Genomic DNA, 23,290 nt, shown 5'->3' on the forward strand with positions numbered 1-23,290 from the left:
TTACTCCTGTCCCTTGATCTCGCCCGTGACCTCATGGGTCAGGCCAAGTTCCTCGATGGTGACCACGGCCTTCACGGCAAAGGTCTTCCCGGCGGTGTCATTGCCGCGCATGGCCTCCTCGATGGCCTGCTGCGAGGTGACGCCCACCTGCTTGAGGAACTTGCGCATGGACATGTTGAAATCGTCGCTCATATTGGCCTCCCTGTGACTCTGCGGTCAGTGATCCCGCCGCTTGCTGAGGTAGTCGTCCGTGGTCCGGGGCCGCGGGCGCTCGCCTGCAGCAAACGGGTTGTCCTTGGCATGGTACTGCGCATTCACCCGGCAGTCGTCACACATCTGGATCATCCGCAGCTTGTCGCCGTCGAACATGGGATGGGACTGAAGCTTTTCGGTGATCCGGTCAATGGTCGACTTCACCCCGAAGAGCGAGCCGCACTCGACGCAGGCAAAGGGCTCCTCCTCGTTGACCACGCGCTGCTCGAGCGCCTCTTCTGTCAGCAGCAGGCGCGGCTCGTAGGTAATCGCGTCCTCGGGGCAGACGTTGGCGCAGAGCCCGCACTGCAGGCAGGCGTCCTCCTGGAAGCGCAGCTGCGGCAGGTCGGGGTTGTCGCCGAGCGCGCCCGATGGGCAGAGCGAGACACACGACAGGCACAGCGTGCAGGCGTCGGTGTCGACCAGCACGGCGCCATAGGGCGCGCCCTCAGGCAGCGGCAGGCTCTCGGCGCCGGGGTGCAGCGCCTTCGCCGCCTGGCGGGTGATCTGGCGGCGGGTGCCCATCGGGCGCACCGGGGTGGCGACCGGGGCCGGGGCCTCCTCGGCGTAGAGCGCGGCGGACATGGCATCGGGATCCGGGGTCTCGAGCAGCGTGACTTTTCCGCCGCCACTGATCGCATCCGACAGCGCCACCTGCGCCTGCAGCGCCGGCAGATCGGCGCCCGGACCAGGCAGCACCGTGACCGAGGCAAATCCGGCGGCAAGCGCCGCGACGGTCTCGGCATGGCCAAAGGCGCCGATGGCGCGGATTTCCAGCGGCACCACGTCGGCGGGCAGACCGTCGCCGTGGCGTGCCGAAAGCCGGATCATCTCGGCTCCGTGAGCGTCATGCACCAGCAGGCGCGGCGCATGGCCCCCGGCATCGAGGAACGCCTTCGCCAGCGTCTGCACCCGGCGCATGGTCAGGTCCACCGGCGGCGCATCGTAGCTGATCGCCCCCGAGGGGCAGGCCGAGGAACAGGCGCCGCAGCCGGCGCAGATCATCGGGTCGACCGTCACATGTTCACCGTCGGGCGAGATCGCTCCGGTCGGGCAGAGGTCGAGGCAGTTGGTGCAGCCGGTCTGGCCAGCGCGCGAATGGGCGCAGAGCAGCGACTCCAGCCGCACGTAGAGCGGCTTCTCGAAGGTGCCGACCAGATGCGACGCGGCCATGACCGCCGCGGCCACTGCCTGCAGGCGGCCGGGATCGGCGCGCAGGTAGCCCTCGCGCTTCTCGTGCGCCGGGAACAGCGGCGGCTCGCGGCGCAGGTCGAGGATGACATCGCACTGCGACACGCCGCCGTCGCGCGGCTCGGTCAGGGTGAAGGCGCCGCGCCCGCCGGGCTCGACCTGGCGCAGCGCGTCGATGGTCACCTTGAACTGCCCGAGCGCGCCCTGCGCCTTGCGCAGCCGCCCGGTGATTACGTCATAGGCGCGGGTGTCGGGCAGGTCTTGCGTGCCCTCGAGCAGCACCGTCACGCCAAGGTGCGGCGCCAGTTGCTCGGCCGCCTCAAGTGCAACCTCTGGCGCGCCAAGGATCAGGCACAGCCCCTCGGAAATGACATCGAGGGTCTTCTCCGGCGCAGCAGGCAGCATCGCCTCGGCGGCGAGGGCGGACATTTTGGGTAGTTTGGGCGCGGGGTCGGCGCTCCAGCCGGCCCGGTCGCGCAGGTCGAGCAGCGGTGCGGGCTCGACCTCGAGCTCCTCGGCCAGCGCCTCGAAGGTGCGGCTCTCCTGGGTACAGCAAAGGACAACATTCCCCTGCGTCAATCCCTTCGCCGCGCGCTCGATCTGGCTGGTGCAGAGCGCTTTGCAGGGCGGCGTGACCTCGAATCCGGTGGCCTCGGACAGGGCCTCGGCATCGATGGACTGCGTGCCCATACAATCGCATGTTATCAAGGTCTTGGTCATAGTTTCCTTCCTGGCCAACGGCCCCGGACCGGTCCGTTTTGCGCTCGGTTAGGGGCGTAGCTAGCCCCGATTCGCCCTCACCGACAACTCAATTCCTCGGGCGGAAACCCGCCGAACACCGGGCCGCGATGCCTGCCGCGCCGGGGGTGATTCGCATGCCGCACTGCGGCACCTTTCCAGAGCAAAAAACTCGGATTGGACAGTTTGACCCTGCCGCATTTTTGCCCCCTCGGCGACTACCCAAAATGTCCCGCATCGGCCCCTGAATACCGCGGTGCACAAATTGGCCCTTCCCCGAAGCGCTCTACTTGTTTCAATCACGGTGGGAGGAAGGATACATCAACGTGACAGGTCATCCGAGCAACGATCAATTCATGCCCGTGGGCGTCGTGCTGCGGCGCACCCCCGGCGTCACCCGTTGGGCCAAGTGGGCCTGGCGGGCCGTTGCCGTGCTGCCCGGCGCCGGCCCCGCCGACTGGCGCGAGCTGCGCCGCGAGGGCGAAACGATCGAATATCACGCCGCCACCGTCTCGCTGGAACTCTACCGCGCCGAGACCGAGGCCTACCTGCACGGCATCACCGCCCGCGAACCCAGCGTCTATGTGGTCATGCGCAAGACCCTCGGCGAGCATCCCTTCGAGATCGTGCTGGTCACCGCCTCGCCCTACGAGGCGCAGGACTATTGCGACAGCGGCGAGGACATCGTCGAGAAGGTCCCGATGCCCGCCGGGCTGCTCGCCTGGGTCGGCGATTTCGTGGAACGTCATCATGAAGAAGAAGAATTCGTGAAACGTCGCCGCGATCGTGCAAGGGTGGACGGCAAGCAGGACGGCATCGGCGACCCGCGCATCTCGACCACGGCGGATGTCTACGCCTCGCCCGCCCTGAAGAGAGGGAGGCTGCAATGAAGGATTTCTGGTCCCGCAGGAAGGCCGCCGTCGAGGCCGAAACCCGCGCCGAGACGCAGGCGCAGGACACCGCCCGACGCGCCGAGACCGAGGCGCAGCTCGCCGAGCGCAGCGACGAGGAGCTGCTGGCCGAGGCCGGGCTGCCCGCGCCGGAAGAGATCACCGACGGCGAGATGGTGCGCAAGTTCCTGGAGTCGCAACTGCCGAAGCGGCTGAAGAACCGTGCCCTGCGCACGCTCTGGCGCTCGAACCCGGTGCTGGCCTGCCTCGACGGGCTGAACGATTACGACGGGGACTTCACCGCCGTAACCCCCGCCGCCGATTTCAAGACGACCTATCAGGTCGGCAAGGGGCTGCTGGCGCATCTCGACTACGTCGGCCAGCCGAAAACCGAAGCCCTGCCCGCAGAGGCCGAGACCGCCGAAGCCGTCACGCAGATCGCCGACGCCGGCACCACGTCGATCCGGGCGCCCGAGACCCTTGGCCCGACCATCGAGCAGCCGCCGGAGATCCCGCCGCTGCATCCGACCGAGCCGCAGGCGGCAGAGACCGCCCAACTTGACCCTGAGCCCGAGGAAAGCGCCCTGCCCGCCAGCTCGCGCCGCATGCGCTTTTCCTTCGAGGCCTGATGATGACGGACGAGACCAACATGACCGCAGCCGCCCAGGCCACCGCCAGCGAGACCGCAGCTCCGAAGATCGCCGAGGAGGACCGCCTCCGCGCCGATCTCTACAACTTCCTCGGGCTGATCCTGTCCCGGCCAGCCGACCAGGGGCTGATCGACCAATGCGCCGGGCTGACCGGTGACGCCAGCCCGATCGGCGAGGCGGTCACGACCCTGTCCAAGGTCGCCAAGGTCGCCAAGCCCAAGGCGGTGGAGAGCGAGTACAACCGGCTGTTCATCGGCCTCGGTCGCGGCGAGCTGCTGCCCTACGCCTCCTACTACCTGACGGGCTTCCTGAACGAGAAGCCGCTGGCGCTGCTGCGCCAGGACATGACAGCCCGCGGCCTCGCCCGCGCCGAGAACGTCTTCGAGCCCGAGGACAACATCGCCTCGCTGATGGAGATGATGGGCGCGATGATTGTCGGCCGCTTCGGCACCCCGGCCACGGTCGGCCAGCAGAAGAGCTTCTTCAACAAGCACATCGCCCCCTGGGCGAGCCATTTCTATTCGGATCTCGAGGGCGCCAAGAACTCGGTCTTCTATGCCCCGGTCGGACGTCTCGGCCGGGCCTTCATGGAGATCGAGACCGAAGCCTTCCGGATGAGCGCGGAGTGATCCGCACAATGGCGGGCAACCGCCGCAACCCCGAGAGAGGAGGTCTCTCAATGAAGCGGAAAGACGAGGAGGCGCAAAGCCGCCGCGACTTCCTGAAACTGGCCTCGACGGCAGCGCCGCTCGCGGCGGTCGCCGTCGCGACCACCACCGGGACCGAGGCCGAGGCCGCCGAGCCCGACCTGTCGTCGAACAAGATGCAGGACACCGCGCACACGCGCGCCTACTACGCCGCCGCCCGGTTCTGATCGGACGAGGCACTTCCCGCCAAGGACGACTGGTTGCGTGACGCCCGACTGTCCAAGGCCCTGAGCAACACCAAGCAAGCAAGGCACCATGCGGGGGCCTAGCGCGCAAGGGGAGAGAGAAACATGTTGAGGAAAAAGACCAACGGGGTTGCGCGACGCCCCCAGCGGACAAGTATCCTTTCCGAGGTGGCGAACACTTCGGTTGACCGTCGCGCCTTCCTGCGCGGCTCCGGTCTGGCGATCGGCGGCCTCGCGGCCGTGGCCGCCACCGGCGGTACGGTAACCCAGGCCACCGCGGCCACCGCCACCGGCGGCGAGATCAAGACGGTGAAATCCGTCTGCACCCACTGCTCGGTCGGCTGTACTGTCATGGCAGAGGTGCAGGGCGGCGTCTGGATCGGGCAGGAGCCCGGCTGGGACAGCCCGTTCAACCTCGGGAGCCACTGCGCCAAGGGCGCCTCGGTGCGCGAGCACGCGCACGGCGAGCGACGCCTGAAGTACCCGATGAAGAAGGTGGGCGGCGAATGGCAGCGCATCTCCTGGGAGCAGGCGATCAACGAGATCGGCGACCAGATGATGGACATCCGCGGCAGCTCGGGTCCTGACTCGGTCTACTGGCTCGGCTCGGCCAAGCACAGCAACGAACAGGCCTACCTGTTCCGCAAGTTCGCCGCCTACTGGGGCACGAACAACGTGGATCACCAGGCCCGGATCTGCCACTCGACCACCGTTGCCGGCGTTGCGAACACATGGGGCTACGGCGCCATGACCAACTCCTACAACGACATCCACAACTCCCGGGCGATCTTCATCATCGGCGGCAACCCCGCCGAGGCGCACCCTGTCTCGCTGCAGCACGTGCTGAAGGCGAAGGAGCAGAACAACGCGCCGCTGATCGTCTGCGATCCGCGCTTCACCCGCACCGCCGCCCACGCGGACGAATACGTGCGGTTCCGTCCGGGATCGGACGTGGCGCTGGTCTGGGGCCTGCTGTGGCACATCTTCGAGAACGGCTGGGAAGACCGTGACTTCATCCGCAGCCGCGTCTGGGGCATGGACGAGATCCGCACCGAGGTCGCGGCATGGACGCCCGACGAGGTCGAGCGCGTCACCGGCGTGCCGGGCAGCCAGCTCGAGCGCGTGGCGCGGACGCTGGCCAACAACCGTCCCGGCACCGTGATCTGGTGCATGGGCGGCACCCAGCACACCAACGGCAACAACAACACCCGCGCCTACTGCATCCTGCAGCTCGCGCTCGGGAACATGGGCACCGCCGGCGGCGGCACCAACATCTTCCGCGGCCATGACAACGTGCAGGGCGCGACCGACCTCGGCGTGCTCGCCGACACGCTGCCGGGCTACTACGGCCTGACCGCGGGCGCATGGGCACACTGGGCGCGCGTCTGGGAAGAGGACCTCGACTGGCTCAAGGGCCGCTTTGCCACGATGAAAGGCAAGGACGGCAAGGACAAGGAGATGATGGGCCTGACCGGGATCCCGGTCTCGCGCTGGATCGACGGCGTCCTCGAGGCGAAGGAAAACCTCGAACAGCCCGACAACACCCGCGCGATGGTGTTCTGGGGCCACGCCCCGAACTCGCAGACCCGCCTCAAGGAAATGAAGACGGCGATGGAGAAGCTCGACCTGCTGGTCGTGGTGGACCCCTATCCCACCGTCTCGGCGATCCTGCACGACCGGACCGACAACACCTACCTGCTGCCGGCCGCGACGCAGTTCGAGACCTACGGCTCGGTGACCGCGTCGAACCGCTCGATCCAGTGGCGTGACAAGGTCGTGGACCCGCTCTTCGAGTCCCTGCCCGACCACATCATCATGCACAAGTTCGCCACCAAGTTCGGCTTTGCGGATCGCCTGTTCCGCAATATCGAGGTGAACGGCGAAGAGCCCCTGCTCGAGGATCTCACCCGCGAGTTCAACAAGGGCATGTGGACCGTGGGCTACACCGGCCAGTCGCCGGAGCGTCTCAAGATGCACATGGCGAACCAGCACACCTTCGACCGCACCACGCTGCGGGCACTGGGTGGCCCGGCCGATGGCGACTTCTACGGCATGCCGTGGCCCTGCTGGGGCACCGCCGAGATGAACCACCCGGGCTCGGCCAACCTCTATGACATCTCTCTGCCGGTGGCCGAGGGCGGTCTGCCCTTCCGCGCCCGCTACGGCGTGGAGCGCAACGGCGAGAACCTTCTTGCCGAAGGCTCCTACACCGTCGGCTCGGAGATCGAGGACGGCTACCCCGAGTTCACCATGCAGATGCTGATCGATCTCGGCTGGGACAGCGACCTGACGCCCTACGAGCGGCGGATGATCGAATGGGTTGCCGGCTATGCCGAAGCCCGTCCCGAGACGGACACGGACCTCGGCGAGCAATCGCAGACCGGGCCCTACCCGTCGGACTTCGCCGAGGCGATCGGCGGCGTGAACTGGAAGACCGACCTCTCGGGCGGCATCCAGCGCGTGGCGATCAAGCATGGCTGTGCCCCCTACGGCAACGCCAAGGCGCGCTGCGTGGTCTGGACCTTCCCCGATCCGGTCCCGCTGCACCGCGAGCCGCTCTACACCAACCGGCGCGATCTGGTGGAAGACTACCCGACCTACGAGGACAAGACCTTCTGGCGCGTGCCGACCATGTACGCCTCGATCCAGAAGAACGACTTCTCGAAGGACTACCCGATCATCCTCACCTCCGGCCGCCTGGTCGAATACGAGGGTGGCGGCGACGAGACGCGGTCCAACCCGTGGCTCGCCGAGCTCCAGCAGAACATGTTCGTCGAGATCAACCCGCGCGACGCCAACAACCTCGGTGTGCGTGACGGGGCCGACGTCTGGGTCGAAGGCCCGGAAGGCGGCAAGGTCAAGGTGATGGCCATGGTCACACCGCGGGTGGGCGAGGGCGTTGCCTTCATGCCCTTCCACTTCGGCGGCTATTTCGAGGGCGAGGATCTGCGCTCGAAGTATCCCGACGGGGCGGACCCGATCGTGCTGGGCGAATCCACCAACACCGCGCAGACCTATGGCTACGACTCCGTCACGCAGATGCAGGAGACCAAGGCCACACTCTGCAAGATCATGCCGGCGTAAGGAGAGCGAGACATGGCACGAGCTAAATTCCTCTGCGATGCCGAACGCTGCATCGAGTGCAACGCCTGCGTCACCGCGTGCAAGAACGAGCACGAGGTTCCGTGGGGCATCAACCGCCGCCGGGTGGTGACCATTCAGGACGGCCAGCCGGGCGAACGCTCGATCTCGGTCGCCTGCATGCACTGCTCGGACGCGCCCTGCATGGCCGTCTGCCCGGTGGACTGCTTCTACCAGACCGAAGACGGTGTTGTGCTGCACTCAAAGGACCTGTGCATTGGCTGCGGCTACTGCTTCTACGCGTGCCCCTTCGGCGCGCCGCAGTACCCGCAGGCGGGCAACTTCGGGTCGCGCGGCAAGATGGACAAGTGCACCTTCTGCAACGGTGGCCCGGAAGAGAACAATTCCGCCGCCGAGTTCCAGAAGTACGGGCGCAACCGGATCGCCGAGGGCAAGCTGCCCATCTGCGCCGAGATGTGCTCGACCAAGGCCCTGCTGGCCGGTGACGGCGACGAAGTGTCGGCGATCTACCGCGAGCGCGTGGTCGCCCGGGGCTTCGGCTCGGGCGCCTGGGGCTGGGGCACCGCCTACGACGAAAAGGCCAACTGAGGCTAAGACGGCGGGCTTTCGGGCCCGCCGCTGACGCAACGAAGTCCCGCGCGGGGCGGCAAAGTCCGCCGTTCCGCGCGATTCTCGCGTGACCCTACTTCATGGAGACGACCATGCTGCGCCACCTGCTGGCACTTTTCGCACTGGTCCTGATGACCGCCGCCCCGCTGGGCGTCGCGGCGCAGGGCACCCTTCTTCCGCCCGAGCCCGACCGCTCCGCCACCGGCGGCGCGCAGACGCTCGAGGACATCATGCGCAGGCAGGCAGGCATCAAGATCGATGACAGCTTCCGGCGCGACAACATCGGCGGCGAGGCACCCGAGGCACCCGAGCTGGGCACGCTCGGCGGCGCCTCGGATCCGGACCTCTGGCGCGCCCTGCGCTACAACGAGGCCGACGTGCGCGCCTCGACCATCAACCCCAATGGCAAGGTGCTGATCCAGGACGGCGGCATGTGGTGGCTGGAGTTCCGCGAGGGCCCGCTGGCCACCTACGGCGGCTGGCTCCTGCTCGGCACCATCGGCATCCTGGCGGTGTTCTTCCTGCTGCGCGGCCGCATCAAGATCGACGGCGGCAAGACCGGCACCACCGTGCAGCGCTTCAAGTGGATCGAGCGTTTCGCGCATTGGACGCTGGCCGGCTCGTTCATCCTGCTGGCCTTCACCGGGCTCTTCACCCTGTTTGGCCGCATGTTCCTGATCCCGCTGCTCGGACACGAGTTCAACTCTGTGCTGCTGACCGGCTCGAAGTTCATCCACAACAACGTCAGCTGGGCCTTCATGCTCGGGCTGATCATGGTTTTCGTCATGTGGGTCTGGCACAATATCCCCGACCGCACCGACATCACCTGGTTCGCCCAGGCCGGCGGCATCATCGGCAACAAGCACCCGCCCGCGAAGAAGTTCAACGCCGGCCAGAAGATCATCTTCTGGGGGGTGATCGTGCTGGGCGCGTCGGTCTCGGTCTCGGGCCTGTCGCTGCTCTTCCCCTTCGACCTGCCGCTCTTTGCCAAGACCTTCACGGTGCTCAACGACTGGGGTGTGCCGGGCTGGTTCGGCATGGACACCTTCCCCGTCGCGCTCGCGCCGCAGGAGGAAATGCAGTTCGCCCAGCTCTGGCACGCCATCGTCGCCTTCCTGCTGATGGCGGTCATCATCGGCCACATCTACATCGGCACGCTCGGCATGGAGGGCGCCTATGACGCCATGGGCTCCGGCCAGGTCGACGAGAACTGGGCGCACCAGCACCACTCGATCTGGTACGACAAGGTGAAAGAGCGCGAGGCGGCCGAGGCCGGCAAATCGGCGACCCCAGCGGAGTGACGCCATGGGCCGCCTGGCCTTGACCCTGAGCCTGATGCTCTGCGCTGCCTCCGTGGCGGCGCAGGACTTCGCCACGCTGAAGGGCCACGGCGGGCCGATCATGGGCATCGCCGTCTCGCCCTCGGGGCAGGTGGCGACGGGCAGTTTCGACAATTCCGTGGGTCTCTGGACAGGGGACACGCCGCGCTGGCTCGAGGGCCATGCCGCGGCGGTGACCGCGCTGGCCTGGGGACCGGAGGGCACGCTGGTCTCGGGCGGCGACGATTTCGCCGTGCGGGTCTGGGGCGAGTCCCCACGCGTGCTCGGACAGCACCAGGGCAAGGTTGCGTCCCTGGCGGTCTCGCCGGACGGGCGCACCGTGGCCAGCGGAAGCTGGGACGGATCCGTGATGCTCTGGCCGCTGGACGAGGGCGCGGGCACCGCCCTGCCCGCCCCCGGCGCGGGGGTGAACGCCCTGGCCTTCGACGGCCCCGGAACGCTCTATGCCGCGACCATGGCCGGTGCGTTGCTGCGCTACGACCTCACCACCGGCGAAGCGCCCGTCGCCATCGTGCAGCACGGCTTCGGCATCAACCGGCTCGCGCGCGGGCCGGGCTGGATCGCCTATGGCGCGGTCGATGGCGGTACCCGGGTGATCGACCTGACAACCGGCGCGCAGATCGCCGACCTGACGCTCGACCGCCGACCGATCCTTGCCATGAGCTACAACCCGCCCTCGCAGCAACTCGCCGTGGGCGACGGCGAGGGCTACATCATGATCGTCGACACCGAGCGCTGGCAGATCACCCGCGACTTCCGCGCCACCCGGCAGGGGCCGGTCTGGGCGCTGGCCTTCTCGCCCGACGGCAGCGTGATCCACGCCGGGGGCCTCGATGACGTGGCCTATTCCTGGCCGGTGGAACTGCTCGACGTCTTCGAGCCGGGCATCTCGGGCGAGCGAAGCTTCCTGCGCGCCGCCGAGACCATGCCCAACGGCGAGCGGCAGTTCATGCGCAAATGCTCGATCTGCCACGCGCTCACCCCCGGCCCCTCACGCAAGGCGGGCCCGACGCTGCACGGTGTCTTCGGCCGCCCGGCGGGCAGCGTGCCGGGCTACAGCTATTCGCCAACCCTCGACGATTCGGACATAATCTGGAATGAGACCACGATCGACGCGCTTTTCGATCAGGGTCCGGACCACTACATTCCCGGCTCGAAAATGCCCATGCAGGTGATCGCGGGCGGCAGCGACCGGGCCGATCTGATAGACTACCTCAAACAGGCCACCAAAGGAGAGTGACCGCATATGAAAGCCATGTTCACAGGCTTCGTCGCCATCATCGCCATCGGCATCGCCGCCTATTTCGGGCTGCACGAGATCGGCTTCTCGTCGGCGGATGTCTATTCGACTTCCAACGTCCGGCTCGACGACCACTGACCCACGCATGACGCCGAAGGACGCCTCAACCGACGACTACGGCCCGACGCTGGCCGGCGCTTCGATCCTCGTGGTCGATGACGAGCCCGGCATGCGCAACTTCCTCGTCAAGATGCTCGCCCCCAAGGTGCAGCGGGTCGAGGAAGCGGGCTCGGCGCTCGAGGCGACGCAGAAGCTCGATGCGGCGCATTTCGACCTGGTGATCCTCGACAACGTCATGCCGAAGCGCACCGGGCTCGACTGGCTGGCCGAGCAGCAGCGCAAGGGGTTCTTCGGCGACATCATCCTGATCACCGCCTATGCGGATCTCGAAACCGCGATCACCGCATTGCGCGCCGGGGTCAGCGACTTCGTCCTGAAACCCTTCCGCGCCAACCAGATCCTCGGCGCGGTGGCGCGCACACTCGACCGCAAGTACCTGCGGCGCGACAATACCCTGCTGCGCCGCGAGCTGCGCACCGGCCAGTTCCAGGGCAAGCTGCTCGGCAAGTCCGAGGTCATGGTCGCCGTCCGCGCCATGCTGGCCAAGCTGGCGCCGCTGCCGACCCCGCTGCTCTTCACCGGCGCCAGCGGCACCGGCAAGGAGATGGCCGCGCGGCACCTGCACCAGCTCTCGGACCGGGCCGACAGCCCCTTCGTGCCGGTCAACTGCGCCGCCATCGCGCCCGACCGCATGGTGCAGGAGCTCTTCGGCAGCCTCGAAAACGGCGAGCGGCTGAAGCCCGGCCTTCTGCTTCTGGCCGACGGCGGCACGCTGTTTCTGGATGAGGTCGCGCAGATGCCCGAAGCGCTGCAGGCGGCGCTGCTGCGCGTGCTGGAAGACCAGCGCATCCGCCCCGCCGGGGCCGAGCGCGAGCTGCCGCTCAACCTGCGCTTTCTCTTTGCCACCAATGCCGATCTCGAGGCGCTGGTGGCACAGGGCAAGTTCCGCGCCGATCTCTACCACCGCATCAACGTGCTGAAGGTCGAGATGCCGCCCCTGTCGGAGCGCTCCGACGACATTCTCGAGCTCGCCGCGCTTTTCGCCAAGCAGTTCAGCCAGGCGCTCGGCATGCCGGGGCTGGAGCTCGACGAGCAGACCCTGCTGAAGCTGCGCCGCTACGCCTGGCCCGGCAACGTCCGCGAGCTGCGCAACCTGATCGAACGCTCGGTGATCCTTGGCGGCTTCCCCGAGGAATTCTCCGGCTCGGGCACGATGACCGGGGCGCGGGCGATCGAGGATCTCGACCTTGTGGTGCAGCGCCACATCCTGCACATGCTCGACCTCTGCGACGGCAACCGCGCCGAGGCGGCGCGGCGGCTCGGTGTCTCGCGCAAGACCATCGACCGCAAGATCGCGCAATGGGGCGAAGAGAGCGTGACCCCGCCGCAGGCGCTGCGCTAGGCTGGGGCAAACCCCGAGCAGAGCAGCCCCCGGAGCCCCCATGACCAGACATCGCAAAATCGAAGGATGGCGCCGCGCCGTGGCGGCCGCGCTGGTGGCCTGCAGCTGCCTCGCCTCCCCTGCCCTCGCCCTCGACCGCTCCGCCGTCGAGCGCCAGTTCCGCGGCTGGCTGGAACAGACCGTCTGGCCGCAGGCCGCGCGCAAAGGGGTCTCGCGCGGCACCTTCGAGGCAGCCTTCTCGGGCGTGCGGCTCAACTGGGAGTTGCCCGACCTCGTGCCCCCGGGAACCACGCCGCAGACCCCGAAAAAGCAGCGCCAGGCCGAGTTCGGCCAGCCCGCGAAATACTTCAACCGCGGCTCCATCGACGGCGCCACCTCCATCGGGCGGCAGATGGCGCGGCAGCACGCCTCGGCCCTCGCCGCGACCGAGAAGGCCACCGGCGTGCCCGGGCGGATCATCCTCGGCATCTGGGGCCGCGAGAGCGGCTATGGCCGCGTGGCGATCCCGCACAGCGCCTTCGAAGTGCTGGGCACCAAGGGCTTCATGTCGACCCGCGCCGCCTATTTCACCGAAGAGCTGATCGCCGCGCTGCAGATCGCGCAGGCCGGGCACGCCCCCGCCGGGGCAATGAAGAGCTCCTGGGCCGGGGCGCTGGGGCAGCCGCAGTTCATGCCCTCGAACTTCCTGAAATACGCCGCCGACGGCAATGGTGACGGCCACGCGGACATCTGGCGCTCGGAAGCGGACACCATCGCATCGATCGGCACTTACCTCGCGAAACATGGCTGGCAGAGCGGGCGCGACTGGGGCTTCGAAGTGCGCGTGCCGGCCTCGGTCTCCTGCACGCTCGAAGGCCCCGACCAGGGCAAGCGCATCTCCGACTGGGAAAGGCTCGGCATCACCCGCGTCTCGGGCCGACCCTTCCCCGAGCATGAGCGCCGCGGCGAGGGCTTCCTGCTGATGCCCGCCGGGCGGCACGGGCCGGCGTTCATCGTCACGCCCAACTTCTACGTGCTGAAGGACTACAACATGAGCGATCTCTACGCGCTCTTCGTCGGCCACGTGGGCGATCGCATCCAATACGGCGTGGGCGATTTCAGCGCGGGCTGGGGCAGGGTCGGCGGGCTCTACCGCTCGGACGTGGCCGCCATGCAGCGCGCGCTGGAGCGCATGGGCCATGACGTCGGCGGCGCCGACGGGCTGCCCGGCTTCAAGACCCGCCGCTCGATCGGACGCTGGCAGGAGGCGAAGGGGCGCGCCGCGACATGCTTCCCCGAGGCTTCAATGAAGAGCGCTCTGCGCTAGGCGTTCCAGACCACTTCGCCGAGCCGCGACAGGTCGTAGCCACCCAGGCTCTCGGCGCGGGCACGGAAAGTCTCGGAGCGGCAGAAGGCCATCAACGCCTGCATCGGCGGGTCGAACCAGGCCTTGCGGTCGATCAGCAGGTCGAAGCGCTCCTCGATCACCGGCATGAAACGCAGCCCATAGGCGCGCGCGACGGATTCCAGCCCAAAGGTCACATCCGCCTCGCCGCGCCGCACGCTCTGCACCGCCTCGTCCTCGGTCCGTTCGAGCGGGGTCAGCGTGACCTTTCCCAAATCGAGCCCGGCCTCTGCGGCGAGATCGCGCAGCAGCCCGGCGGTGCCGGAGCTGTCCTGCCGCGGCGCCAGCCGCAGCCCCGCAAGATCGGCAAGCCCCCGCGGCGACGGCCCGTCCTCGCGCAGCACCAGCCCTCGGCGCCGCGCCGCGAAGCCGACCAGCACCGCGTTCTGATCCGGGACAGCCTCGCGCGCAGCGTCGATGTTCCAGCCCCCCTCGGCATCGCGCACGTGCAGGCCGCTCGCCACGCCCTCGCGCGCCGCGAAGCGTGTCAGCCCGTCGAGCGAGCCGTCGAAATAAGTGGCAAGCCCGCAGCGCGACTGGCGGATCGCCCAGTCAAGCAGCGGATCGTGGGAGCCAAGGAAGACGCCGGGCCGCACCACGGGCGCCGCGGCAAACCCGCCGCTCTGCGCCCCTTCGATCCAGGCGCGGATCTCGGCGGCGGGAAACAGGAGCTTGCCCGTGGCGCGCGAGCAGGGCACCTCGCCGGAGGCGGCAAGATCGTAGACCTTGCGCTCCTTCAGGCGCAGCAGATCGGCCAGTTCTCGGACGGTGAGGTAGTCGTGTGGCGGGATCTGCAGGTCTGTCATCGTCTCGTGCAAGTTGGGGGCGGCACCGTGCCGCCCCCGGACCCTATCAGTTCTTCGGCGCGTTGGGGAAGAACAGCTGCTGGCCGTCAACCGTGTAGTCCGCGATCACCTTCTGGCCTTCGTCCGAGAGCAGCCAGTCGGCGAAGTCCTGCGCCGCGTCGATCTTCACCGAGGGGCATTTTTCCGGGTTCACCGGGATCACGCCGTACTGGTTGAAGAGATTCTCGTCACCCTCGACCTCGACCGCGTAATCCTGCTTGTTCTTGAAGCTGATCCAGGTGGCGCGGTCGGTCATCACGTAGGCGCCCATGCCAATCCCGGCGTTCAGCGTCGCGCCCATGCCCGAGCCGGTCTCGCGGTACCAGTCGCCCGAGGCGGCGGTGGGATCGACACCCGCGGCCTTCCACAGCGCGACCTCTTTCTTGTGGGTGCCGCTGTCATCGCCGCGCGAGGCAAAGAGCGCGCCCGCCTCGGAGATCTTGGTCAGCGCCGCCTCGACGTCGTCCATGCCGGTCACGCCCGCCGGATCGCTCTCGGGGCCGACGATGACGAAGTCGTTGTACATCAGGTCCGTGCGCTCGGTGCCAAAGCCCGCCGCGACGAATTTCTCTTCAGACGGCTTGGCGTGCACCAGCAGCAGGTCGCCGTCGCAGTTCTCGGCGTTCTTGATCGCCTGGCCGGTGCCCACGGCCACCACGTTGACAGTGATGCCGCTCTCGCCGGTGTAGATCGGCAGCAGGTAGTCGTAGAGCCCCGAGTTGGCGGTCGAGGTGGTCGACTGCACGATGATCGACTGCTCCTGCGCGAGGGCGCCGCCGGCGAGGCCGAGGGTCAGCGCGGTCGAGGCGATCAGTCTTGCGATGGTCATGAGGAACGTCCTTCTGTCCTGGTAATCAATCACTTGGGATGCATGTCGGGCGAGCGATCAGAGCACGATCCGGCCCGCGAGGTAGTCCCGTGCCGGCTGGCTGCGTGGCTCGGGAAAGAAGACATCTGCGCGGCTGTGCTCGGCCACGCGGCCGCGGTGCAGGAAGACCACCTCGTCGGCCATGCGCCGGGCCTGCCCGACGTCGTGCGTGACGAAGATGATCCGCGTGCCGCGGTCACGGGCGGCGGCCACGATGCGCTCGATCACCAGCACCGAGGCGGGATCGAGGCTGGCGGTGGGCTCGTCGAGGAACAGCACCTCGGGATCGGTGGCCAGCGCCCGGGCCAATGCCAGCCGCTGTGCCTCGCCGCCCGAGAGCAGCCGCGCGGGCTGGCGCGCCTTGTGCAGCAGCCCGACCTCGCGCAGCAGCGTATCGCGGCGCGCGCGATCGCGGCCCCGGGCCTTCAGCACGAAGTCGAGATTGGCGGCGACCGAGCGGCGCAGCAGCACCGGTTTCTGGAACACCAGCGCCTGCCGCGCGGTGGCCTGCGCGGCGGGGGTGCCGTTCCAGCTCACCTCGCCGCCCCCGGGCACCAGCAGCCCGTGCAGCATCTTCAGCAGCAGGCTCTTGCCCGCCCCGTTCGGCCCCATGATCACCGTGCAGCCGCCGGGCGCGAGGCTCAGCTCCACCCCGTCGAGCAGCGCCGCGCCGTCTGCGGCAAGCCGCAGACCGGAAACGCGCAGGGGCAGGAGCGGGCGGGACATGGCGGCCTCGTCGCGGGGGCGCGCCACGGGCGGCACGGCGGTGATCGGCAGGTCAGACATGGGCTGTTCCGGACATGGTCACCTCAGACATGGGCCTGCCGCGCCGCGGTCATGCGCAGGGTCTGCACCCCGGCGTTTACGCCAAGCGCCAGCACCAGCAGGATGATCCCCAGCGCCAGCGCCAGCGGCAGGTCGCCCTTGGAGGTCTCGAGCGCGATGGCGGTGGTCATCACCCGGGTCAGGTGGTCGATGTTGCCACCGACCATGATCACCGCGCCGACCTCGGCAACGGCCCGGCCGAAGCCCGCCAGCCCGACGGTCAGCAGCGCGTAGCGCCCGTCCCAGAGCAGCGTGGTGATGCTCTGCCAGCGCGTGAGGCAGAGCGAGCGGAACTGCTCGGCGTATTCGGCGTGCAGATCTTCCAGCACCTGCCGCGACAGCGCGGCGACGATCGGCACGATGAGGATTGTCTGCGCGAAGATCATCGCGCCCGGGGTGTAGAGCAGCCCGAGGAAGCCAAGCGGCCCGGAGCGGGAGAGGTAGAGATAGACCAGCAGGCCGACGACCACCGGCGGCAGCCCCATCAGCGCGTTCATCACAATCAGCACGAGGCCCCGTCCACGGAACCGGCTCACCGCGATCAGCGCCCCGATGGGCAGGCCGATGGCGCAGGCGAGCACCGTGGCGCTCAGGCTGACCTGCAGCGAAAGGCCGACGATCTCGTAGAGATCGGCCTCGCCGGACAGCACCAGCGACAACGCCAGGTGGAAAGCCTCCCCGATATTCTGCAAAATTTACTCTCCCTGCGGAAATTTTGCCTCATTTTGACTATGCACCCTCTCGCCCATGGCGCAAGAGGCGTCAATAGTCTGAATGAAATAAGGCCCGCTCGGGAGAGCGGACCTTGGCAGGAGCGGAGCTGCAAAATTTCCGGAACGTTCGGGATCAAGCCTCAGAATGGCAGGCCGACGTAATTCTCGGCGAGATCCTTGCGCGCGGTTTCCGAGTCCGCGAGATGGCGCAGCGTGGCCCGGCGCATCTCCTCGGCGAAGCTGTCCTCGCCCTCGAAGCGGTGCAGCATGGTGGTCATCTGCCAGCTGAAGCGCATGGCCTTCCAGATCCGCGCCAGCGCGCGCTCGGAATAGCCGTCGATGCCCGCGGTCTTTCCCGTCTTCAACGCCGAGATCAGCGCCTCGTGCAGGTAATAGACGTCCGACACGGCGAGGTTCAGACCCTTCGCCCCGGTCGGCGGCACGATATGCGCGGCATCGCCGACGAGGAACAGCCGGCCCCAGCGCAGCGGCTCCGAGACGAAGCTGCGCAGCGGCGCGATGGATTTCTCGATCGACGGGCCGGTGACCAGCTTGGCCGCGGCCTCCGAGGGAATGCGCCGCTTGAACTCGGTCCAGAAGCGCTCGTCCGACCAGTCCTCGACCTTGTCCGCCAGCGGCACCTGCACGTAGTAGCGCACGAGGTTCTCGTGGCGCATCGAGGCCAGCGCAAAACCATGCGGCGAGTTGGAATAGATCAGCTCGTCATGGACCGGCGGCGTGCGCGAGAGGATGCCCAGCCAGCCGAAGGGGTAGACCCGCTCGAACTCGCGGCGCTTCTCCTCGGGGATGGTCTTGCGGCTGACGCCGTGGAACCCGTCGCATCCCGCCACATAGGCACAGGCGATGCGGTGGCGCTCACCGTTCAGCGTGTATTCCACGGCCGCCTCGGACGCATCGAGGTCGTGGATGGTCACCTCCTCGACGCCGTGGATCACCTGCGTGCCCATGGCGTCCTGCGCGCCGTAGAGATCCTGCGTCACCTCGGTCTGGCCGTAGACCATGACCTGCTTGCCGGTGAGCCCCTTGAAGTCGATGTGCACCATCAGCTCGGCGTCGGTCAGATAGGTGCCGTCATGCGGGTAGCCCTCGGCGTCCATGCGCGCGCCGACGCCGGCCTCGCGCAGCAATTCCACGCTGCCCCACTCGAGGATGCCCGCGCGGATCCGCGACAGCACGTGCTCGCGGCTCGAGCGCTCGAGCACCACGGTAGAGACCCCGGCCTTGTTCAGCAGCTGCGAGAGCAGCAGGCCCGAGGGGCCGCCGCCGATGATCACGACTTCGGTTTTCATGTATTCTCCTCCGATCTTTGATCGCACCCTACGCTTCGGGAGGGCCCGCGCGAATAGACGGGGAGCGCATAGGCTGGTACTATTCCGGCATGACCTCACGTGCAGACATCCCGCTGTTCGACCTCTTCGGAGAGACCGGAGGCTTCCCTGACACGGTGCATTGCGAACGCATCTGGGACCGGGCCAGACTTCACGACTGGGTGATTTCCCCGCATCGGCACGCCGAGATCACCCAGGTCTTCTTCATGCGCCAGGGCCATGCCCAGGTGCGGATCGACGGGCGGGACGCAACGCTCGATGACGGGCAGTTCCTGCTGATCCCGGTACAGATCGTGCATGGCTTCGAATTCCAGAAACTGAGCGAGGGGCTGGTGCTCTCCTTCCCCGCGCCGGTGCTCGCGGGGATGCGGCCCGCCTCGCCGGGGCTCTCCGCCCGGCTCTCGCGGCCCGTGATCGGCACGGCCTCGGGCACGCTGGTCACCCTTTCAGAAGAGCTCGTCGGCGCCTTCGGACGCCCCGGCCCCTACCGCGGCAACCTGCTGGTCGCGCTGGCGCAGGCGTTGCTTGCCGAGATCTGCGCGCTGGCGCCGGCGGAAGAGGCCGCCGCCCCGGGCGGGGCAAAGATGATGGCGCTGGACCGGCTGATCTCCGAACGTCTCGCCGAGGGCTGGCGCGCCGGCGACTATGCCGCCGCGCTGTCGATCACCCCCGGCCATCTCACCCGGCTCTGCCATGCCGCCACCGGCCTCAGTGCCTCGCGCTACATCGAGGGCAAGGTGATGACCGAGGCCAGCCGGATGCTCGCCTTCACCCAGGTGCCCGTGGCCGAGGTCGGCTACCGGCTGGGCTTTTCCGACCCGGCCTATTTCTCCCGCCGCTTCCGCGCCCTGCGCGGCCAGAGCCCGAGCGACTACCGCGGCCGCTTCGTCGGCTGAGGCACCAAGGGCGCGGGGCGAGCGACGGCCCGTGGGATGGCGCCGCGCCCCGGCCTCCGTTTTTATCCCAGCCAAATCCGGACGACATCGAGCCGAAGCGGGAGGGGGGCAAAGCGCCAGCCCGCGGGGAGGGGCCGTCGCGCGCCCGGCAGTTCCACCTTGATTCCGGGCGTCACGGCGTTCCACCCCAAACACGCCTCCCCCGCTTGACCCCGCCGCGCAGAGGCGTATCGCTGGCGCGGTCCAAGTTCCGCGGAGGCACCCCATGACCCGCATCATGATCAACGGCTTCGGCCGCATCGGTCGCACCCTGCTGCGCCAGCTGCTCACCGACCCGGCGCATGCCGATCTCGAGCTGGTGGCGATCAACGACATCGCCTCGCCCGAGATGTGCGCCTATCTCTTCCGCTACGACAGCGTGTTCGGCCCCTACCCGGGCACCGTCACCGAGGAACCGGGCGCGCTGGTCATCGACGGCAAGCGCATCCCCTTCCACACCACCCGCGACCTGCGCGAACTGGACCTGAGCCATGTCGACGTGGTGCTCGAATGCACCGGCGCCGCCTCGAACCGCCCGCATGCGGAGGCCGGGCTGCTGGCCGGGGCGAAATCCGTGCTGCTCTCGGGCCCCTCGGAGGCCGCCGACGTCACCTGCGTGCTCGGCGCCAACGAGGATGAGATCGGTGACGCAAGGATCGTGTCCAACGCCTCCTGCACCACCAATGCCATCGCGCCGATGCTGAAGGCGCTCGACGCCCGCTTCGGCATCGCCCGCGCACATGTGACGACGATCCATTGCTACACCGGCAGCCAGCCGACGGTGGACGCCCCCGGCGCCAGCTACGAGCGCAGCCGCGCCGCCGCCGTGTCGATGGTCCCGACCAGCACCAGCGCCGCGAAACAGGTGATCAAGGTGCTGCCCGGCCTCGATCATCGGCTCAGCGTGACGGCGGTGCGCGTGCCCTGCATCTCGGTCTCGGCGGTGGACGCGGTGCTGCAGTTCGACTCGATGCCCGAGGACGCCAATGCCGCGCTCTCGGACCTTTTCAACGGCTCACCACTCGTCGGGCTGACTTGCGACCCCTGCGTCTCGACCGACCTGCGCGCCCGTCCGGAGTCGCTGGTCCTGTCGACCCGCGAGACCCGCGTCGTCGAGGGCGGACAGCTACGGCTCTTCGGCTGGTACGACAACGAATGGGGCTTCTCGGCGCGGATGCTCGACATGACCCGGCGCATGGCGGCGCGCTGATCTTCAAGCGGCGTTTGAAACAGTCTCGGGCACGGGGCCGCTACTGGGGCCTTTACCCGCCCCCCGCTTCTGCCACTATGCCTGCACCACCGCCGAGAGACCTCATGGAGACCCGCCGATGACCGGATACCTGACGACCCACGTGCTCGACACCGCCCGCGGCTGCCCCGCCGAAGGGCTGAAGATCGAGCTCTTCCGGATCGAGGGCGAGAGCCGCACCCACCTCAAGACGCTGGTCACCAATGACGACGGGCGCACCGACGAGCAGATCCTGCCCGCCGCCGAGTTCGCGCTCGGCACCTATGAGCTGGTGTTCCACGCGGGCGCCTATCTCGACGCCTGCGGCACGCCCCCCGAGGCGCCGCGCTTCCTCGACGTGGTGCCGATCCGCTTCGGCATGTCCGAACCCGCGCATTACCACGTACCGCTGCTGCTTTCGCCCTTCGGCTATTCCACCTACCGCGGCAGCTGACCGCCCGATCCCGAGCTGATCCGAACGGCGCCCCTCGCGGGCGCCGTTCTCGTTCGGGAACTCTCTGATCCGAGGACAGATTTCACCAATCTGTCACGCCCATGTCGCCCCGCTGTCGCAGCCCGCCGCCAGAGATCGCGGCAACGCTGCACAGCTGTGCAGCCCGGCAGACGGGGCAGACCATGAGCGACATCCGAATCTCGGACATCGACAAGAGCTACGGCCAGACGCAGGTGCTGCGGCAGGTCTCGCTGAGCATCGAGGCCGGGGAATTCGTCGCCGTGCTCGGCCCCTCGGGCTGCGGCAAGACCACCCTGCTGCGCTGCCTCGCGGGCTTCGAGCGCATCCAGGGCGGTCACATCGAGATCGGCGGCGAGACCGTCTCCGCCCCAGGCCGGCACCTCGCCCCCGAGCATCGCGGCGTCGGCGTGGTGTTCCAGAACTACGCGCTCTGGCCGCATATGTCCGTGGCCCAGAACGTCGCCTACGGGCTGAAGATCGCGGGCATTCCCAGAACCGAGAGAAATTCCCGGGTGGCGAAAGTGCTCGATCTGGTCGAGCTGGGGCCGCTGGCGCACCGCCGCCCCGCCGACCTCTCGGGCGGCCAGCGCCAGCGCGTCGCCCTCGCCCGCTGCCTTGCGATGGAAAGCCGCGTCGTGCTGCTCGACGAGCCGCTGGCCAACCTCGACGTGCACCTGCGCGGCGCGCTGGAGGAGGAATTCGCCGCCTTCCACGCCCGTTCCGGTGCGACCATGTTCTACATCACCCATGACCAGTCCGAGGCGCTGGCCCTCGCCGACCGCGTTGCGGTCATGGACAAGGGCCGCATCCTGCAGTTCGACCGCCCCGAGGCGCTGTTCAGCCAGCCGCAGAGCGAGACCGTCGCGGGCTTCATCGGCGAGGGCCGCGTGCTCGAGGCCGAAGACATCCGCCCGCTCGGGCAGGGCCGCGCCGCCGCGTCGCTGCTCGGACAGCGCATCGAGCTGCGCTGCACCCCCGGCGAGACCGCCCGCCGCCGCGCCAAGATTTCCTTCCATCCCGGCGACCTCGCGCTGACCGACAGCCGCGACGCGATCGCCGGCAATGTCACCCGCGCCACCTACCGCGGCGCCTACCTGCGCGCCGAGGTCATGGCCGGCCCCGCCGGGGACATCCCGCTGTCCGTGAACATCGCCGCCCCGGCCGCGCTGTGCCGCGGCCAGCGGATCTCTCTCGCCCTGCGCGACGGCTGGGTCATTCCCGATGCCGCCCCTTCTCACCCCTCCTGAACACGCAACCGCAAGGACACCGAACATGCGTTTTCTCAGCCTCACCCTCGCCGCGTCGCTGCTCTCCAGCGCCGCCTTTGCCGAAACCACGCTGACGCTCTACACCAGCCAGCCGCCCGAGCAGGCGCAGCAGACCGTGGATGCCTTCGAGGCCGCCCATCCCGACATCAAGATCGAATGGACCCGCAACGGCACCTCGGCGCTGATGAACGTCGTCCGCGCCGAGATCGAGGCGGACAACGTGCAGCCCGACATCCTGCTGGTCGCCGACGTCATCAACCTCGGCGAGCTGAAGGCCGGCGGTCACCTGCTGGCCTACGAGGACGCCCCGGTGGCCGCCTATGACCCCGCCACCTACGACGCCGACATGACCTATTTCGGCACCAAGGCGATGACCACCGGCATCGCCTACAACACCGAGATCGCCGAGCCGGTCACCCATTGGATGGACCTCATCACCGAAGAGAACCGCGGCATGATCGGCGTGCCCTCGCCGCTCTACTCCGGCGCCGCGCTGAACCACCTGCACGCGCTGCTGAACGCCGACGACATCGGCTGGGCCTTCTACGAGGGCCTCAACGAGCTGGACATCGTACCCGAGGGCGGCAACGGCCCGGCCACCAAGGCGGTCGCCTCCGGCATGGCGAAATACGCGATCATCGTCGATGCCAATGCGCTGCGCGCCAAGGCCGATGGCTCGCCGGTCGACTACATCGTCCCCGAGGACGGCGTGAGCTTCATCACCGAGCCCGCCGCGATCATGGCCGGCACCGAGCACCCCGAGGAAGCCAAGCTCTTCATCGACTTCCTGCTCAGCGAAGAGGGCCAGAAACTGGTAGCCGAGCAGGGCTCGCTGCCGATCCTGCCCGGCGTCGAGGGCCCCGAGGGCTTCCCCAAGCTCGAGGACATGACACTGCTCGGCTACAACGTCGACGCCGCACTCGAGACAAACGAGGCCGTGCGCGCCCGTTTCGGCGAGCTCTTCGGGCTCTGAT

Annotated in this window: 23 protein-coding genes; 16 read left to right on the top strand and 7 right to left on the bottom strand. The window is 68.2% G+C overall.

From position 1 onward, the window contains the following. Together LC039_RS18840 and LC039_RS18845 are read right to left on the bottom strand one after the other, a co-directional pair. Positions 1–192 carry a DUF6494 family protein gene (locus LC039_RS18840; protein ID WP_092424683.1) on the bottom strand — a complete coding sequence of 64 codons (192 nt, stop codon included), beginning with the start codon at positions 190–192 and terminating at the stop codon, positions 1–3. A 24-nt stretch (positions 193–216) separates the two neighbouring features. Continuing rightward, positions 217–2,163 (bottom strand): 4Fe-4S binding protein, encoded by a 1,947-nt coding sequence (locus LC039_RS18845; protein ID WP_226627336.1) that lies wholly within the window; start codon positions 2,161–2,163, stop codon positions 217–219. Positions 2,164–2,537: 374 nt separating this feature from the next. Here LC039_RS18845 and LC039_RS18850 point away from each other — a divergent pair, with 374 nt between their 5' ends. The 11 genes from LC039_RS18850 to LC039_RS18895 all read left to right on the top strand — a co-directional run bounded on the left by LC039_RS18850 (position 2,538) and on the right by LC039_RS18895 (position 13,732). Next, positions 2,538–3,071: a DUF3305 domain-containing protein gene (locus LC039_RS18850; RefSeq protein ID WP_226627630.1), complete on the top strand. Its 534-nt coding sequence runs from the start codon at positions 2,538–2,540 to the stop codon at positions 3,069–3,071. Further along, positions 3,068–3,700 carry a DUF3306 domain-containing protein gene (locus tag LC039_RS18855; protein ID WP_226627338.1) on the top strand — a complete coding sequence of 211 codons (633 nt, stop codon included), beginning with the start codon at positions 3,068–3,070 and terminating at the stop codon, positions 3,698–3,700. Before LC039_RS18850 ends, LC039_RS18855 begins: the two co-directional genes overlap by 4 nt. Positions 3,701–3,720: 20 nt before the next feature. Next, positions 3,721–4,350, top strand: coding sequence for a molecular chaperone (locus LC039_RS18860; RefSeq protein ID WP_226627631.1), 630 nt, complete (start codon positions 3,721–3,723; stop codon positions 4,348–4,350). Between the two features lie 50 nt (positions 4,351–4,400). Further along, on the top strand, positions 4,401–4,595 hold the full coding sequence (locus tag LC039_RS18865; protein WP_226627340.1) for a twin-arginine translocation signal domain-containing protein: 195 nt from the start codon (positions 4,401–4,403) through the stop codon (positions 4,593–4,595). A 123-nt stretch (positions 4,596–4,718) separates the two neighbouring features. Continuing rightward, the gene (locus LC039_RS18870; protein ID WP_226627342.1) at positions 4,719–7,697 is read left to right on the top strand and encodes a formate dehydrogenase subunit alpha; all 2,979 of its coding nucleotides are present in this window, start codon (positions 4,719–4,721) and stop codon (positions 7,695–7,697) included. Between the two features lie 12 nt (positions 7,698–7,709). Next, positions 7,710–8,303 (top strand): formate dehydrogenase FDH3 subunit beta, encoded by a 594-nt coding sequence (gene fdh3B, locus LC039_RS18875; protein ID WP_092424671.1) that lies wholly within the window; start codon positions 7,710–7,712, stop codon positions 8,301–8,303. Between the two features lie 101 nt (positions 8,304–8,404). Further along, positions 8,405–9,625, top strand: coding sequence for a formate dehydrogenase subunit gamma (locus LC039_RS18880; RefSeq protein ID WP_413463850.1), 1,221 nt, complete (start codon positions 8,405–8,407; stop codon positions 9,623–9,625). A 4-nt stretch (positions 9,626–9,629) separates the two neighbouring features. After that, on the top strand, positions 9,630–10,904 hold the full coding sequence (locus tag LC039_RS18885; protein ID WP_226627344.1) for a c-type cytochrome: 1,275 nt from the start codon (positions 9,630–9,632) through the stop codon (positions 10,902–10,904). A gap of 6 nt (positions 10,905–10,910) precedes the next feature. After that, a complete protein-coding gene (locus LC039_RS26885) occupies positions 10,911–11,042 on the top strand; it encodes a hypothetical protein (protein ID WP_264179610.1) in 132 nt (43 codons plus the stop codon). Between the two features lie 7 nt (positions 11,043–11,049). Further along, positions 11,050–12,426 (top strand): sigma-54-dependent transcriptional regulator, encoded by a 1,377-nt coding sequence (locus tag LC039_RS18890; protein ID WP_226627345.1) that lies wholly within the window; start codon positions 11,050–11,052, stop codon positions 12,424–12,426. A gap of 40 nt (positions 12,427–12,466) precedes the next feature. Continuing rightward, entirely contained in the window at positions 12,467–13,732 is a 1,266-nt protein-coding gene (locus LC039_RS18895; RefSeq protein ID WP_226627347.1) for a lytic murein transglycosylase, read from the top strand. On the opposite strand, the gene LC039_RS18900 is transcribed toward LC039_RS18895, so the two are convergent. From LC039_RS18900 to pobA, 5 genes are all read right to left on the bottom strand, one after another. Next, positions 13,729–14,616 carry a helix-turn-helix transcriptional regulator gene (locus LC039_RS18900; protein WP_226627349.1) on the bottom strand — a complete coding sequence of 296 codons (888 nt, stop codon included), beginning with the start codon at positions 14,614–14,616 and terminating at the stop codon, positions 13,729–13,731. The genes LC039_RS18895 and LC039_RS18900 overlap by 4 nt on opposite strands. A 46-nt stretch (positions 14,617–14,662) precedes the next feature. Continuing rightward, positions 14,663–15,484: a substrate-binding domain-containing protein gene (locus LC039_RS18905; protein ID WP_226627351.1), complete on the bottom strand. Its 822-nt coding sequence runs from the start codon at positions 15,482–15,484 to the stop codon at positions 14,663–14,665. A gap of 57 nt (positions 15,485–15,541) precedes the next feature. Next, on the bottom strand, positions 15,542–16,309 hold the full coding sequence (locus LC039_RS18910) for an ATP-binding cassette domain-containing protein (RefSeq protein WP_226627352.1): 768 nt from the start codon (positions 16,307–16,309) through the stop codon (positions 15,542–15,544). 23 nt (positions 16,310–16,332) lie between these two features. Beyond that, entirely contained in the window at positions 16,333–17,040 is a 708-nt protein-coding gene (locus LC039_RS18915; protein ID WP_226627354.1) for an ABC transporter permease, read from the bottom strand. A 161-nt stretch (positions 17,041–17,201) separates the two neighbouring features. Next, positions 17,202–18,371 (bottom strand): 4-hydroxybenzoate 3-monooxygenase, encoded by a 1,170-nt coding sequence (pobA, locus tag LC039_RS18920; protein ID WP_226627355.1) that lies wholly within the window; start codon positions 18,369–18,371, stop codon positions 17,202–17,204. 89 nt (positions 18,372–18,460) lie between these two features. Between pobA and LC039_RS18925 the strand changes: the two genes are divergently transcribed. From LC039_RS18925 to LC039_RS18945, 5 genes are all read left to right on the top strand, one after another. Continuing rightward, entirely contained in the window at positions 18,461–19,306 is an 846-nt protein-coding gene (locus LC039_RS18925) for a helix-turn-helix domain-containing protein (protein WP_226627357.1), read from the top strand. Between the two features lie 265 nt (positions 19,307–19,571). Further along, positions 19,572–20,555 carry a type I glyceraldehyde-3-phosphate dehydrogenase gene (locus LC039_RS18930; RefSeq protein WP_226627358.1) on the top strand — a complete coding sequence of 328 codons (984 nt, stop codon included), beginning with the start codon at positions 19,572–19,574 and terminating at the stop codon, positions 20,553–20,555. A 118-nt stretch (positions 20,556–20,673) separates the two neighbouring features. Continuing rightward, positions 20,674–21,027: a hydroxyisourate hydrolase gene (gene uraH / locus LC039_RS18935; RefSeq protein WP_226627360.1), complete on the top strand. Its 354-nt coding sequence runs from the start codon at positions 20,674–20,676 to the stop codon at positions 21,025–21,027. A 182-nt stretch (positions 21,028–21,209) separates the two neighbouring features. Continuing rightward, complete coding sequence (locus LC039_RS18940) at positions 21,210–22,295, top strand: ABC transporter ATP-binding protein (RefSeq protein ID WP_226627361.1); 1,086 nt, start codon at positions 21,210–21,212, stop codon at positions 22,293–22,295. Positions 22,296–22,320: 25 nt separating this feature from the next. Then, positions 22,321–23,289, top strand: a complete 969-nt coding sequence (locus LC039_RS18945) for an ABC transporter substrate-binding protein (protein WP_226627363.1) — start codon at positions 22,321–22,323, stop codon at positions 23,287–23,289. Position 23,290 lies beyond the last annotated feature (1 nt).

It is taken from the genome of Alloyangia pacifica (assembly GCF_020524285.1).
GTDB lineage: Bacteria > Pseudomonadota > Alphaproteobacteria > Rhodobacterales > Rhodobacteraceae > Salipiger > Salipiger pacificus_B.